Here is a 14,044-nt window from a genome sequence, read left to right on the forward strand (position 1 = left end):
ACTCCTTGGAGTCGGAAGTTTTGGGCATGATCTGATCAATGCTCTTTTACTTCAAGTCAATTTTCGGATTTTCCTTTCTCAAAGACTATGTGGAAAAATTACTTAAAAGTATCCTTCAGAAACCTGCAAAAGCGAAAGCTTTATACAGGTATAAATCTGTTGGGACTTACCATTGCCGTAGTTAGCTTTTTGGCAATTTGTCTATATATACATCATGAGTGGAGTTATGACAAAATGTATTCAGGGTATGATCGCATTTACCGATTAAACCAGGAATTCAGATCTGAGGGACAAGCAGAATTGGTTTCTTCAACTCCTTCCAGTTTGATTCCTACATTGATTGATGAGGTGCCTGAAGTAGAAAATGGAACATTGATTTTTGATATCAGCATTTTTTCTACGGTCATGGTAGATAATGGAGAAGGAAATCAAGAAGAAAAGGCTTTCGCGTATGCTGATGAGAATTTCTTTAAAGTATTTGACTTCAATCTTTTGGCTGGAAATGCTTCACAGGTTTTGGCGGAGCCAAACCAAGTCGTTTTGACTAAAAGTACTGCCGAAAGGTATTTTGGAACTGCAAATGGAGTTGCTGGAAAAGCCTTAAAAATTGACAATAGAGACTATGTTGTTTCTGGAGTGATGGAGGATTTTCCTTCCAATAGTCATATCAATTTTGATTTTCTTGCTTCTTTTAAAACACATAGACATGGTAAAGACCCAGAATGGTCGCCAAGTAATTATTACACCTATGTGAAGTTGAAGCCAGAATCTGATCCTCAGGTATTCGAAGGGAAACTGGAACAAATCGTAGATAAATATTTAGGCAAAGACCTAGCAGAATATGGTTATGAAACTGCATTTTTCATCCAACCTGTAACGCAAATTCATCTTGGAGACCAGTCTTTAGGTTCGATTAAGCCAGGTACAGATATTCGATATTTATACATTTTTGGTATCGTCGCGATTTTGCTGATTGCGATTGGCGTGATCAATTATGTCAATCTAGCTACCGCTGAAGCTACAGAAAGAAATAAGGAAGTTGGGTTGAGAAAAGCTATGGGAGCAGGAAGATCACAGCTGTTTGGACAGTTTGTTTCTGAATCCATGCTCTTAACCTTGGCATCCACTGTTTTAAGTATTTTGGCACTTTACCTTATCGCACCAAAATTCACCTCTATCAGTGGAGTTCCATTGAATATGGCGCTGATCATTTCGCCACTTGGCTTAATCCTGATGGCAGGCTTTATTGCATTAATAGGCGTGTTGGCTGGAATTTATCCTTCTTTGATATTGTCTGGCATGGAACCTATCAAGGCATTGGCAAATAAAACCAAAATGGGTGGTGGTGCATGGGTAAGAAAGTCATTGGTAGTTTTCCAGTTTTTTGTTTCCATTGGCTTATTGATTTCCACTTTTGTAGTAAAATCCCAGTTGGATTATATGCAAGGAGTCAATTTGGGTTATGAGAAAGAGCATTTGGTTTCCCTAAGCTACCATTACAATATGCGCGAAGGGATCGAAACCATCAAAAATGAAATGCTTCGTTCAGGTGCTGCAACTTCTATTTCCCGGGCTGCTGATATGCCGATACATGTAAAAGCTGGATATCGGGTATTTCCTGGAGGTGATAACTCCCGTGAATTTATGATCACAGGATACTCTGTGGATACTCATATTTTGAAAACGATCGATTTAGAGTTGATAGCTGGAAGCCAGTTCTCAGAAAATGATCCTAAGAGATCAGATTTAGAGGAAGGTACAGAGAGGTTTCCAGTTATTCTTAATGAAACGGCAGTGAAGGAAATGGGCTGGACTGCGGAAGAAGCTGTCGGAAAAACCATCAATTTGGGTTTCAACTCCAACTCTGAAATCAAAGGGGTAGTGAAGGATTTCTATTTCAATTCTTTGCATTATCAGGTAAGTCCAATGGTGATCTTTAATGATCCGGATCAATCCAATGTATTACTTATAAAATTACCCGAAGGAAATCCTACTGAGCATTTGGCAACTCTCGAAGGCATCTGGAAAGAACTAGTGCCAGAAAGACCTTTCAATCCTGTTTTTGTAGATCAGGCTTATGAAAAAATGTATAGTTCCGAGAAGCAGGCAAGTGTCATCTTTGGGATATTTTCCGGAATTGCCATCTTCATTGCCTGCATGGGATTATTTGGATTGGTTAGTTATGTAGCCTTAAGAAGAACCCGTGAAATCAGCATTAGAAAAGTTCTAGGAGCTACACAGGAAAATGTAATCAAGGTTTTGGCAGCAGATTTTATGAAACTTCTAGCGCTGGCTGCAGTACTAGCTACTGGTTTTGGAATCTGGTTTTCCAACAAGTGGCTTCAGGATTTTACTTATAAGACCAATATTTCAATCTGGCCTTTTGTCATCTCTATTTCTCTGGTCTTTATTTTGGCCATCGTGACAATAGCCTACAGAAGCTGGAAGGTGTATTCCCTCAATCCGGCAAAAACATTAAAAAGCGATTAATCACACAATACCTATTTCAAAACGTTCGAATGATTCAACTCAAAGAAATTGATAAGTTTATAGAATCCCGCTTTCAAAGGGTATTCATTTTAAAAGGAATTAATTTGACCATCAATGAAGGTGAATTTGTCACTCTGATGGGACCAAGTGGTGCAGGGAAATCCACCTTGCTTAATATCCTTGGGCTTCTGGATGAAGACTATGCAGGAGAATATTGGTTTGGCGAAAAGAATATTACCAAGATGCGTGATAGGGACCGTTCGGCTCTTCACAAGTCTGAATTTGGCTATATATTCCAAGCCTACCATCTGATCGATGAACTGACAGTCTACGAAAACATCGAGACGCCGCTACTTTATAGAAAAGTATCTTCCAACGAGCGTAAAAGCATTATTGCAGACTTATTGGATCGATTCAATATGGTGGCTAAAAAAGACCTTTTCCCTGCTCAACTTTCAGGTGGACAACAGCAATTAGTGGGCATTGCCAGAGCGATTGCGGGAAGACCGAGAATTCTCCTGGCTGATGAACCTACAGGAAACTTACATTCTGCCCAAGCGCAGGAAATAATGGAGGTTTTCCAAGAGTTGCACAAAGAAGGTACTACCATTATACAGGCCACTCATGCCCGTGAGAATGCCGATTATGGTACCCGATTGATCCAAATGCTGGACGGAAAAATTGACCAAGATGAAGTTATTACCCATGTATAAAAAAGTATTAAGTGCAGGAGTTTTCCTTCTTTCTTTAGGAACAGTACAAGCTCAGGATACACTGAAACTCGATTTTCAAGGAGCTGTTGAAATTGCTTTGTCAAAAAACCTAGACTACCAGATGCAGTCAAATCAGATGGAAGTTCTGAAAAGAGAGAAACAATCAGCTCTGGCCTCGCATTTTCCAAGTGCCAATATCAATACTTCTTTCCAGCAACAAAGAGGTCAGCAATTCCAACAGATCGAAGGTGAGATCGTGGTGACCAATGTGACCAACGAAATTGTCTCCACAGGTTTGGGCTTAAATATGCCTGTGTTCAATGCCGGTAGAAGAATTTTGGACACCCAATCTTCCAGATTAAATTATCTAGCAGGTGAGAAAGGCTTGGAAAGAGCTGCACAGCAAGTGATTTTTGATGTGTCTAGAAGATATCTTCAGGTGCTTTTAGATGGGGAGTTATTAAGAATTGCCCTCGAAAATCTAGAAAACCAAAAACAACAACTGGAGCAAATTACTGGTTTTGTAGATGCTGGATTAAGAACAGTTTCTGATCAGTACAACCAAGAGTCAGAGGTGGCGCGACTTGAATCTGTTGCCATCAATGCTCAGGTGACCTTGGAAAATGATCTTTGGGATCTTTCAGAATATCTTCAGTTGGAGCCAACAGTTATTCCTGAGTTGACGCCTGTGGATCCAATGAACACCCTGATTTCATTCGAGGGAATGACTGTTGGGGAATTGTATGAATTGGCTCTGGAAAACAGATCAGATCTGGAGCAGCAGGAAATGTTGGTCACTGCAGCCAAGAAAAGAGTTCAATCGATTAAGGCGATGTATTATCCTAGATTGAATGCTTTCTATAATTACAATACTTTCTTTACATCATTAGATGACAGGTCTTTGCGCGAGCAGCTTTTGAAGATTTATCCTCAGAACACTCTTGGGTTGAATTTATCTATTCCGATTTTCAATAATTTCCAGACAAGACTGGATGTGGGAAGAAGAAAAGTTGCTTACCAAAATCAAATTCTTCAAAAAGAATCTGTAGACAGAAAAGTATATCAAGAAGTGAAGCTAGCCTACCAAAATTATAGAGCAGCAGTTCTTAATGAACAAAATACTCAAGTTCAGGTTTTGGCTGCAGAGGAAGCTCAGAATGCTGTAAGTGAGAGATTTAGACTTGGGCTTTCCAATTTTGTGGATCTTTCCACTGCAAACCAACAATTAGTTGCAGCGCAGGCGGATCAGGCTCAGGCTGTCTTTACCTTGTATTTTCAGGAAGTCTTGATGAAGCATGCCTTAGGTACGCTTGATGTAATGGAATAGGCAGAATAAAAATTACCACATAGCCACATAGAATTGCATAGCTTACTGCCTCAAGTAGTGTTGGTATGATTTCAATGTAGCTTTTTGGATTAGATTAAGTTCTTAAAGCACTAATTACCACATAGCCAAATAGGGTTTCATAGCTTTCTGCCTCAAGTAGTGTTGCTATGATTTTAATGTGGCTTTTTGGATTAGATTAAGTTCTTAAAGCACTAATTACCACATAGCCACATAGGATTGCATAGCTTTCTGCCTCAAGTAGTGTAACTATGATTTCTATGTGACTATGTGGTTTTTCTTTTTTCTCGAAGTATTTATTACCACATAGCCACATAGGGTCGCATAGCTTACTGCCGCAAGTAGTGTTGCTATGATTTCAATGGGGCTATTCGGTTAAAATTTTTTTTTCTCCAAAATCATTGATTACCACATAGCAACATAGGGTCGCATAGAGTTTTCTCTCTGGAAGTAAGAACTATGTTAACCATGAGAAAATGTAATTTGAATCCTTTTCCATAGGGTTGATTTTCTTTTTTTGATCATCCAAAGTCTAGTAATTCATAATATTTATTTATAAATGTTTTTTGACCATGATGAAAAATATTGACCACATTGAAATTTATAAGGATTCCTTTAGGTGCTTTCAAGAGGTTGATATAATTGATTAGTTGAGCTTGATGGATGGGAAGTATTTCTGAAACAGATTTGATTTCAACTACTATTTGATTTTCAATTAAGAAATCAAATCTCAAAAGAGTATCAATAAGATGTCCTTTGTAGTTAAGTGGGATAGCTAATTCACTAGTGAATTTTATTTCTCTGTTTTCTAATTCTATTGCTAAACATTTATGGTAGACACTTTCCAGTAAACCTGGTCCAAGGTGTTTATGTACCTCAATTGCGGCACCAATAATATTGTAGGATAACTTGTCTATTGACTTTTGAGTTGGTTTCATACATCTAAAAGGATTATTTTCAGAGATAAACTCAACTTAACTATTTTCTTGGGTTTTTAATCAAAAAAAATTAGGTATGCTGTTGGTATGAATTTTATAAATAAAAAAAGCAGGCTCTAAAGCCTGCTTTTTGGTTGGTAGTGGTTTTAAATTTGGATTACAACATTGCAAAGAACATGTCCAAATCTGGAATTAAAACAATTCTTGTTCTTCTGTTGATTGCCATATTTTCAGGTGAATTGTTTTCTACGATAGGCATATAACTAGCTCTACCAGCGGCAATCATTTTCTCAGGAGCGACATTATAATCTTCCTGAAGTTTTCTTACGATACTAGTAGCTCTTTTTACAGAAAGATCCCAGTTATCCTGAATTACTCCTGTAGAAATAGATCTTGGATCAGTATGACCTTCAATCATAACCTGTAGACTTGGCTCGGAATTAATTACCTCAGCCAGTTTTTGCAATAAAGGATTCGCTTTGTTGTTAATTCTGTAGCTACCAGTATTAAACAATAATTTGTCAGATACTGAAATCATCACAACAGTCTGATCGATGTCAATCTGAACATCATCCTCTTCTCCATCCATGGTAGTTTCAGTGATGTTTTTCTTCAAGTTATACTCAACTGCAAGATTTACTGAATCTTCCAAAGTTTTAGCTTGAGCCAACTTATCCTGATCCACCATTGCTAAAGTTTCATTCATTTTAGCTTTGGAGTTTTGAGACATGACAGTTCCACCTTGGATGTCGTATAAGCTTGCATTGGTACTATTAAGCTCATCATTTACTGCTCTTAGAGAGTTGATTCTGTTATTGTACTCAGCAACTCTGGCTTCAATGATCGCCATTTTCTCTTCCAATTCAGCTTTCTCCTGATTGGTAGTAGCTAATTCAGTTTGGGTTTTAAAAAGATTGCTTTCCAGTTCGGTGTATTTCTTTTTTGAAACACAGGAAACCATCATCGAGGCTCCTAAAATTCCGGTGATAATTAGTGATTTTTTCATTGTTTCGTTTCTTGGTTTTGGAAAGTGTAGTTCCAAACCAACTGCCAGTCGCTAATCCTTCTTTTTTCTGAAATGGATAAAACTCTAAAAAATGGCCATAATTGTGCTGTATGGCTGTTTTTTAATGATGGAAGCCCAGGTTTCAGGACAAAAAAATATCCCGAATTAATCGGGATAATCTAAAATTGTGTGGAGAGCTTCCACAGTTTGGATAGTATAATTCCCGCTGATTGCGGACTATTGCATGTATCGGTTGACCACTTTAAATTCATTCATTACCCGGTAAGCGGCTCTTGTGATGTCAGATTGAAAATTTGGAGATGCCATATCAAAATTAGCTGCAGTATATCCCTGCCAAATGGTGCTTCCTCTTTTACTATCGATGACATAGATCACCAGCATTCCTTGGTTTTCCTGATATTTTACTTGGTTGTAAGTTTCGTCTTTCTCCTGTTCTTTTTCCTCTTCTCCTTCTTCATTGACTGTGGTGACACCTCTTCTGTTTAACCAGTAATCAAACTCTGGCTGCACATATCCTCTATATTTGATGGAGTCGACAAATATTTTATAACTCACAAGCATATCAGGCTTTTGCTCATATTCTCTAAATCCCTGTGAACCTAGCCTAGCACCTATTGTGGCATTCAAGACCGGTGAAATGCTGGTAGTGTCTATTTCATCCGGAACGACAAATGCAAAGGTTTTATATTTTTTAAATGAGCCTTGATAATTGTAATCGTATTCGGTTACATAGTCTTTTTGCGTAAAGCAAGAAGCACACAAAATCAATAACAGGGCTAAAATCAGGTAAGAGTTTTTCATGATTGCTTTAATTCTTTGGTTGATAAAAAGTATATCAGAAATACGTAGAAATCTGCTTTACTGGATTAACTGTATTTAAAGACAGTTGTTTTCAAATACTTGTAATTCAGTGAAATGCCTATTTAAGTTATTGAAAAAAAATCAGTAATACACAACCTTGCTGTTTTAAAATTATTTTAGAAGAATAATTGAGGATTTTTCGAATTCAAAAGCGTTAGTGAATAGTATGGAAAACTTTCATTCTGCCTGTGAAGAAGTAAGAAGTTGTCAATTGTGTTTAGGAAAAATCCCTTTTCACCCTAAACCAGTATTCTCTATTCACCCTGAAAGTCGGATTTTGGTGGTTGGGCAGGCTCCTGGGACAAAAGTTCAGGCAACAGGAATTCCATGGAACGATCCCAGTGGAGATGAGCTGAGAAGATGGTTAGGAGTAGAGAAGGAGGAATTTTATGATTCAAAGATTTTTGGAATCATGCCCATGGGTTTTTGCTATCCAGGTAAAGGAACAAGCGGTGATTTACCTCCCAGGAAGGAGTGTGCTCCTCAATGGCATTCAGAATTGCTTGAATTTATGCCAAAGATTGAATTGGTCCTTTTGATAGGAAGCTATGCGCAGGCATATTATTTAAAAGGGAATACGAAAAGCAATCTCACCGAAACTGTACATGCTTTTGAAGAATATTTGCCCCGGAATTTCCCATTAGTTCATCCTTCTCCAAGAAATAGAATCTGGCAAAAAAGAAATCCGTGGTTTGAAGAAAAGGTGGTGCCAAGATTAAGAGATCTCGTTTCCCAGATCATCAGGAAAAATGCTCATGGGGCTCCTTGAGTTCGCAATTTTCCTCATTCAATTCCACTTCAACTGTGTAATGGCTAAAAGGATATTCCTTGAGCACCTCCTTGATCGCTTTCTTCGCCTCCAGAACTTCCTCCAGATGATCCACGGTTTTAATTCTCACATGAGTAGTAAAAACATGATGGGCTCCTTCCAAAGACCATAAGTGGGTATGGTGAATCGATTCTACCTGTGGAATATCACAAATCTTTTGTTTGATTTCTTCCAAAGAAAGCTCAGCAGGTACAGCCTGTAGAAAGATATATAGCGTCTCTTTAAGGTTTTTGAAAACATTCCAAAGAATAAAAGCAGAAATGGCAAGAGATAGGGCAGGGTCAAGCCAAGGGATATTTTTGAAGTACATGATGATGCCTGCAATCAAAACTGCAACCCATCCCAATACATCTTCAACCAAATGCCAACTCACTACTTTCTCATTTTGAGTCGCACCGGAACTCACTTTCCAAGCTGCATAGCCATTGACTGCAACACCGACCAGAGCAAACAAGATCATTCCTTTGGCATCAGACACTTCCGGATTTATTATTCTTTTTATGGCTTCAGAAATCACAAAAAAGGATCCTGTAATCAATATCACGGCATTGATCAAAGCACCTAAAAGGGAGAACCTGGTATAGCCAAAAGAAAACTGATGGTTTGCTGATTTTTTGGATTTTTTGTCCAGATACCAAGCAAGTCCCAAAGAAACAGTATCTCCCAAATCATGGATTGCATCCGAAATGATGGCTACAGAATTGATCCAAATCCCTCCGAAAATCTCCAAAATGGTAAAAACCAAATTGAGGAAAAAGGCAAGCTTCAGATTGGAGCCAGTTTGATGGTGGTGATGATGATCGTGGGAATGCGCCATAGATTTTTACTAAAACTTAAATTTAACAAAAGATCCATGCAAGGGAATTGCATGAAGAAACTGGCTCTTTACTTAGTTTAATAGTTTTGCCTTGCTTTTTAAACTATTTTTTTCTAAAATGGTCTTTTTAATTAATTCAGCTAAAATCCATCAGATGAAATCAGGTTATCATTTTTGTCTTTTATCAGTTTTTGGGATGTTGGTTTTTTCTTGTTCTCCGAATGAGCAGAAAGAAGAAAAAGAAAAGACTTACTCGCTAGAAATTATTGACTCGGTTCAAGTTGACTATCTCGGCGAGATGATGCTGTTGGATTATGATCAAAATTCCGAAAAGTATCTTTTGGCTACTGATTCATACTATGAATACCTAGAAGTCAATGATGAGGGCGAAATTCTTCTACATAATAAATTCAGTGAAGAGGGTACTTCTCCTGTTAATCAAGCGCTTGGATTGGGATATTTCAATGGAAATGTGACGGTATTTAATCCTCCCAAAGGATATTACTATTTCAAAGATTCTTCAAAAGTGGGTGAACTGAGCATTCCATATCCTCATATGTCTTTTATGATGTACCCTAAGCTTGGGATGTTCGAATCTGGAAATAAAATCTACTATCCAAAGCCATGGCCAGAAACAATGAATGTCAATTTTGAAGAAGGTGAATTTTATCAAGCTTTGCTTAAAATGCCGATTATTGAATCTCAAGACAAAACTACTGGAGATACCTTGGGCATATTGAAACTTCCTGAGACATCAGAGCTATTGAGTGATGAGGTTCATGGTTTTCCTATCCCAGTATATACTATGGATGGAGATAGACTTTTATTAAGTATGTGGTTTGAACCAGAAATTTATGTCTATAAAAAAGCTGGTGATGGATTTGAATACGAAAAAACTATAGAAATTGATATTCCTGATTGGGTACCAACTACTTCAGTTTCTTTTGAAAATGCAGATCAGTTTTTTGCGGAAAACCAGAAAAAGAGACCAGGGAATTTGACTAATATTCTGGTAGTAGGAGATTATTATTTGGCTATTTACAATAGAGGTTTAACTGAAGACCAAATGAAAGGTCTTGATCCTCGGGCAGACGGTGGACTTTCGGTTCGTAGAAAGGACCCTAATTTTGCGGCGGTCTTGGATAAAGATTTCAATCAGGTAGCTACCAATGTGCCCTTTCCCATCGCTAGTAATTTCCCCATGGTCGTGAATAATCAAGGTGAAATTGTGGTTTCCAAAGTGGCCGGTTTATCAGAAACCGAAGATGATGGGATTATCCTTTATAAGTTGAAATTGCTTATTGATTAGAACCTTGTTTTCCCATATCAAAAGGCATAAAAAATACCCAATATTGGGTATTTTTTATGCCTTTTCACTTTGGTACATTCGATCAAATTTATCCCTTATCCTTTTATGACAAGAGAAGCGCAATTGGTGTTTTGTAAAAAATGTACTCACCGAGAAATGAATATGGAAATAGGCTTAATCTGTAGTCTTACAGGAGAAAGGGCAAGTTTCACAAACACATGTCCGACTTATTCAATTGATGTAAAAGCTGCTCAGGAAATTAGCGACAATGACTTTGAAGAAGCGGCATTTCAAATTGATCAAATTTCAGAACCGAAACTAAGGGAATTGAGAATGGAACAAAATTTCCCGTTGGCTGTGACTGGGGGTTTTATTGCTGGAATATTAGGAGCAATTCTTTGGGGAATGATCACTGTTGCCACGAATTTCCAGATTGGGTATATGGCGATTGCTATTGGTGCTGGTGTTGGATTTACAATTCGCTACCTCGGCAAGGGTGTTGATCAATCTTTCGGGATTGCCGGAGGAGCGATTGCTCTTATAAGTTGTGTTTTGGGAAACTTTTTGAGCATTATAGGTTTTATCGCGAATGAGGAAGGAATAGGTTTTCTAGAAACGCTCTTAATTTTTGATTATTCCTATACCTTTCTTTTGATGGAAGAAACCTTCCAGATCATTGATCTTCTGTTTTATTCTATTGCTGCTTATGAAGGGTATAAATTTTCATTTAGAGTGCTTTCAAGACAGGAACTTATTTGATTAGGCCTTTAAGGATTCTTTCAAACCATCTTTGATCGGAGTTGGTTTTAAACCATATGCCTTCTCAATTTTGCTGGAATCAAAGCAATAATCCTCGGCTGTCTGATATTTCAACTCCTTTATTTCACGCATAATTGACATAAATAATCCTAAAATTGATACTAGCCAAGAAGGCATCACTTGTAGTTTGAAGTTAGTTCCAAGCTCCTTGTTAACAATTGAGGTAATTTCATTTCCTGATGGGTAGGACTTATCTGTTGGTAGATGCCAGCTTTGATTATAGGAATCCTCCTGCAAAGCCAAAAATGCTGTGGCTTTTCCTGCATCTGGAATATAAGTGAAAGAGTGTTTTTTACCCCCTGCATAGAGCCATTGGGGAGCTTTTCCATTTTTCATGCGCTTAAGGACAAGCTCGTTGAGAAAGCTGTTGGATGCATTAGGACCATAAAAATCAGCTGCCCGGGCTACTAAAGCAGTTAATTTCCCTGCATTTACTTCGGCCCAGAGCATTTCTAAAATTTCTTTCCGAACCAGTCCTTTTCTACTCTTTGGATTCAAGGCAGTCTTTTCAGTAAGATGTCCAATCTCATCAGGATCGTATGCATACATATTGTCAAAAAATACCAGTTTGGCATTGTTTGAAATGCAGGCCTCTATAGTGTTTCTCATAATGATGGGCCATTCTTCTTCCCAGATCTTACTACTGTATTTAATACCTGCTAAGAGGTAAACGACTTCTGCTCCGGAAACTGCATTATTTACTTTCAGACTATCCAATAAATCTCCAGATTCCAATTCATCAGAATCATTCACTTTTCTTGGCCTTCGACTGAATTGCCTGACTTTAATCCCTTGCAGATTTAACTCATTGGAAACGATTCGGGCAATGTTGCCATTTGCACCTAAAATAGTGTGAAGCGTCATAGATTTGAGGATGAAAAATGAAAGTGAAAAATTAAGGAATATGAAAATGATTTAGGACAGATTGATAAAATGTTTTTAAAAAAATGAGAAAGTTTTTTTTGTGAAAAATATTAAGAGAGGGTCTCATTTATAAGTGAAGGGGAGGAAAAAATGATTTTAATTCCAAGGCAGGGGTAAATAAGCAAAGGATTTTAAGGTATTTCATTAAAAAAAATGAAAATTGAGGTGGTTAAATAATGAAATCGGGCTGCTAAATTGAGATTTTACCGCGGCTGTATAATTTCATTGGCTTCCTGATCTTAAAAGGTATTTTTAAAATGAATACCCTATCAAACCAAATATCACTAATACACCATCATTTAAACAGAAGGTAAATTGAAAAGAAGAGATTTTATTCATCTTTCCGGGATGGGCCTTGGAGCCCTGATGACTCCCGGAATGCTGGCCATGGGCAATCCTGTGACGGCAGAACGATTATTGGAACCGGGAATTGATGCTGCTGCCAAAAAAGTATTGGCAGATATCGCACTGAATGCAGCCAAAGCAAAAGGTGCAACTTACACAGATGTAAGAATCGGCAGATACCTTAACCAGTTTGTCATCACCCGCGAGAAAAACGTACAAAACATCACCAATGCAGAGTCATTCGGTGTGGGGATCCGAGTTATTGCCGAAGGAACCTGGGGTTTTTCCGCTACTTCGGATGTGACACCAGATGGCATCAAGGCTTGTGCTGAAACTGCGGTCGCTATCGCAAAAGCAAATTCAAAACTTCAAAGCGAACCTGTTCAACTTGCACCAGTTAAAGGAGCCGGAGAAGTGACCTGGCAGACTCCTATTAAAAAGAATGCCTTTGAAGTTCCTGTAAAAGACAAAATCGATTTGCTTTTATCAGCAAATGATGCCGCTCTTCAAAATGGAGCTGCTTTTGTTAACTCAGCATTGTTTATGGTTAATGAGCAAAAATATTTTGCTTCCACAGATGGATCTTACATCGACCAAGACGTGCATAGAATCTGGCCAAACTTTACCGTCACTGCTTTGAATAAAGCAGAAGGCAATTTCCGTTCTCGTCAGGCCTTGAGCGCTCCAATGGGGATGGGTTATGAATATTTAGATGGTTTAGCTTCTGAGAAAATCCCTGGTCCAGTAGGATTGGTGAGCTATAGAAATTCTTATGATATCGTTGAAGATGCTACTGCAGCAGCAAAGCAGGCTGTAGAAAAGCTTTCAGCGAAGTCAGTTGTTCCTGGAAAATATGACTTGGTACTCGATCCAGATCACTTGGGTCTGACCATTCACGAATCTGTCGGTCATCCATTGGAGCTAGACAGAGTGTTGGGATATGAAGCCAACTATGCTGGTACAAGTTTCGCAACCTTGGATAAGTGGAAATCAGGTGATTTCAAATATGGATCCGATAAGGTCAACATTTTCGCAGATAAGATACAACCACATTCTTTGGGTTATGTAGCTTATGATGACGAAGGTGTGAAAACCAAAGAGTGGGATCTGATCAAGAATGGAGTTTTGGTGAATTACCAGGCGATCCGTGATCAGGTAAGTATTCTTGGAGAGAAAGAATCTCATGGTTGCTGCTATGCAGACAGCTGGGAATCTGTGCAGTTCCAGAGAATGGCCAACATTTCTTTGAGACCTGGAGCTGAAAAGTTAAGTGTCAACGACATGATTAAAGACGTTGAAAAAGGTGTTTATATCGTGGGTAGAGGTTCTTATTCCATCGATCAGCAGCGATATAACTTCCAGTTTGGTGGTCAGTTGTTTTACGAAATCAAAAATGGCGAAATCGCTGGAATGCTTGAGGATGTGGCCTATCAGTCTAATACTCAGGAATTCTGGAACTCTTGTTCTCAGATTTGTGACAAAGATGATTATAAGCTATTCGGTTCCTTCTTTGACGGAAAAGGCCAGCCTTCGCAGGTTTCGGCTGTTTCTCATGGTAGTTCTACTACCAGATTTGACGGAGTCAATGTAATCAACACAGGAAGAAAGATTTAACTTTAAAATCATC

Annotated in this window: 12 protein-coding genes; 7 read left to right on the plus strand and 5 right to left on the minus strand. The window is 38.2% G+C overall.

Annotation, left to right across the window (positions count from 1 at the left end; genetic code table 11):
- Window positions 1-87 precede the first annotated feature (87 nt).
- The 3 genes from FHS59_RS15745 to FHS59_RS15755 are packed head-to-tail and all read left to right on the plus strand — an operon-like array spanning window position 88 to window position 4,530.
- Window positions 88-2,490 (plus strand): ABC transporter permease, encoded by a 2,403-nt coding sequence (locus tag FHS59_RS15745; protein WP_184496376.1) that lies wholly within the window; start codon window positions 88-90, stop codon window positions 2,488-2,490.
- A 29-nt stretch (window positions 2,491-2,519) separates the two neighbouring features.
- Window positions 2,520-3,203 carry an ABC transporter ATP-binding protein gene (locus tag FHS59_RS15750; protein ID WP_184496377.1) on the plus strand — a complete coding sequence of 228 codons (684 nt, stop codon included), beginning with the start codon at window positions 2,520-2,522 and terminating at the stop codon, window positions 3,201-3,203.
- Entirely contained in the window at window positions 3,181-4,530 is a 1,350-nt protein-coding gene (locus FHS59_RS15755; protein WP_246388490.1) for a TolC family protein, read from the plus strand. The genes FHS59_RS15750 and FHS59_RS15755 overlap by 23 nt, the downstream gene beginning before the upstream one ends.
- A 539-nt stretch (window positions 4,531-5,069) precedes the next feature.
- Here FHS59_RS15755 and FHS59_RS15760 read toward each other — a convergent pair.
- The 3 genes from FHS59_RS15760 to FHS59_RS15770 form a co-directional block, all read right to left on the minus strand.
- Complete coding sequence (locus FHS59_RS15760) at window positions 5,070-5,486, minus strand: GxxExxY protein (RefSeq protein ID WP_184496378.1); 417 nt, start codon at window positions 5,484-5,486, stop codon at window positions 5,070-5,072.
- A gap of 157 nt (window positions 5,487-5,643) precedes the next feature.
- A complete protein-coding gene (locus FHS59_RS15765) occupies window positions 5,644-6,492 on the minus strand; it encodes an OmpA/MotB family protein (protein WP_184496379.1) in 849 nt (282 codons plus the stop codon).
- A gap of 237 nt (window positions 6,493-6,729) precedes the next feature.
- Complete coding sequence (locus tag FHS59_RS15770; protein ID WP_184496380.1) at window positions 6,730-7,314, minus strand: DUF4136 domain-containing protein; 585 nt, start codon at window positions 7,312-7,314, stop codon at window positions 6,730-6,732.
- A gap of 226 nt (window positions 7,315-7,540) precedes the next feature.
- On the opposite strand from FHS59_RS15770, the gene FHS59_RS15775 reads away from it, so the two are divergent.
- A complete protein-coding gene (locus FHS59_RS15775; RefSeq protein ID WP_184496381.1) occupies window positions 7,541-8,143 on the plus strand; it encodes a uracil-DNA glycosylase family protein in 603 nt (200 codons plus the stop codon).
- Here the strand turns inward: FHS59_RS15775 and FHS59_RS15780 are convergent.
- A complete protein-coding gene (locus FHS59_RS15780) occupies window positions 8,115-9,020 on the minus strand; it encodes a cation diffusion facilitator family transporter (protein WP_184496382.1) in 906 nt (301 codons plus the stop codon). The genes FHS59_RS15775 and FHS59_RS15780 overlap by 29 nt on opposite strands.
- A gap of 154 nt (window positions 9,021-9,174) precedes the next feature.
- Between FHS59_RS15780 and FHS59_RS15785 the strand changes: the two genes are divergently transcribed.
- Both FHS59_RS15785 and FHS59_RS15790 read left to right on the plus strand, forming a co-directional pair.
- On the plus strand, window positions 9,175-10,329 hold the full coding sequence (locus tag FHS59_RS15785; RefSeq protein ID WP_184496383.1) for a hypothetical protein: 1,155 nt from the start codon (window positions 9,175-9,177) through the stop codon (window positions 10,327-10,329).
- A 156-nt stretch (window positions 10,330-10,485) separates the two neighbouring features.
- Entirely contained in the window at window positions 10,486-11,088 is a 603-nt protein-coding gene (locus FHS59_RS15790) for a hypothetical protein (RefSeq protein WP_246388491.1), read from the plus strand.
- Here the strand turns inward: FHS59_RS15790 and FHS59_RS15795 are convergent, their stop codons facing one another.
- Window positions 11,089-12,012, minus strand: a complete 924-nt coding sequence (locus FHS59_RS15795; RefSeq protein WP_184496385.1) for an NAD-dependent epimerase/dehydratase family protein — start codon at window positions 12,010-12,012, stop codon at window positions 11,089-11,091. It lies immediately after the preceding gene.
- A gap of 375 nt (window positions 12,013-12,387) precedes the next feature.
- Here FHS59_RS15795 and FHS59_RS15800 point away from each other — a divergent pair, with 375 nt between their 5' ends.
- The gene (locus FHS59_RS15800) at window positions 12,388-14,031 is read left to right on the plus strand and encodes a TldD/PmbA family protein (protein WP_184496386.1); all 1,644 of its coding nucleotides are present in this window, start codon (window positions 12,388-12,390) and stop codon (window positions 14,029-14,031) included.
- Window positions 14,032-14,044 lie beyond the last annotated feature (13 nt).

Origin of the sequence: Algoriphagus iocasae (assembly GCF_014206875.1) — a bacterium.
In the GTDB taxonomy this organism is placed as follows: Bacteria; Bacteroidota; Bacteroidia; order Cytophagales; family Cyclobacteriaceae; genus Algoriphagus; species Algoriphagus iocasae.

Coding starts and splice junctions, on each gene's coding strand:
- FHS59_RS15745 (WP_184496376.1), top strand. CDS start 88: ATGTGGAAAAATTACTTAAAAGTATCCTTCAGAAACCTGCAAAAGCGA.
- FHS59_RS15750 (WP_184496377.1), top strand. CDS start 2,520: ATGATTCAACTCAAAGAAATTGATAAGTTTATAGAATCCCGCTTTCAA.
- FHS59_RS15755 (WP_246388490.1), top strand. CDS start 3,181: ATGAAGTTATTACCCATGTATAAAAAAGTATTAAGTGCAGGAGTTTTC.
- FHS59_RS15760 (WP_184496378.1), bottom strand. CDS start 5,486: ATGAAACCAACTCAAAAGTCAATAGACAAGTTATCCTACAATATTATT.
- FHS59_RS15765 (WP_184496379.1), bottom strand. CDS start 6,492: ATGAAAAAATCACTAATTATCACCGGAATTTTAGGAGCCTCGATGATG.
- FHS59_RS15770 (WP_184496380.1), bottom strand. CDS start 7,314: ATGAAAAACTCTTACCTGATTTTAGCCCTGTTATTGATTTTGTGTGCT.
- FHS59_RS15775 (WP_184496381.1), top strand. CDS start 7,541: ATGGAAAACTTTCATTCTGCCTGTGAAGAAGTAAGAAGTTGTCAATTG.
- FHS59_RS15780 (WP_184496382.1), bottom strand. CDS start 9,020: ATGGCGCATTCCCACGATCATCATCACCACCATCAAACTGGCTCCAAT.
- FHS59_RS15785 (WP_184496383.1), top strand. CDS start 9,175: ATGAAATCAGGTTATCATTTTTGTCTTTTATCAGTTTTTGGGATGTTG.
- FHS59_RS15790 (WP_246388491.1), top strand. CDS start 10,486: ATGAATATGGAAATAGGCTTAATCTGTAGTCTTACAGGAGAAAGGGCA.
- FHS59_RS15795 (WP_184496385.1), bottom strand. CDS start 12,012: ATGACGCTTCACACTATTTTAGGTGCAAATGGCAACATTGCCCGAATC.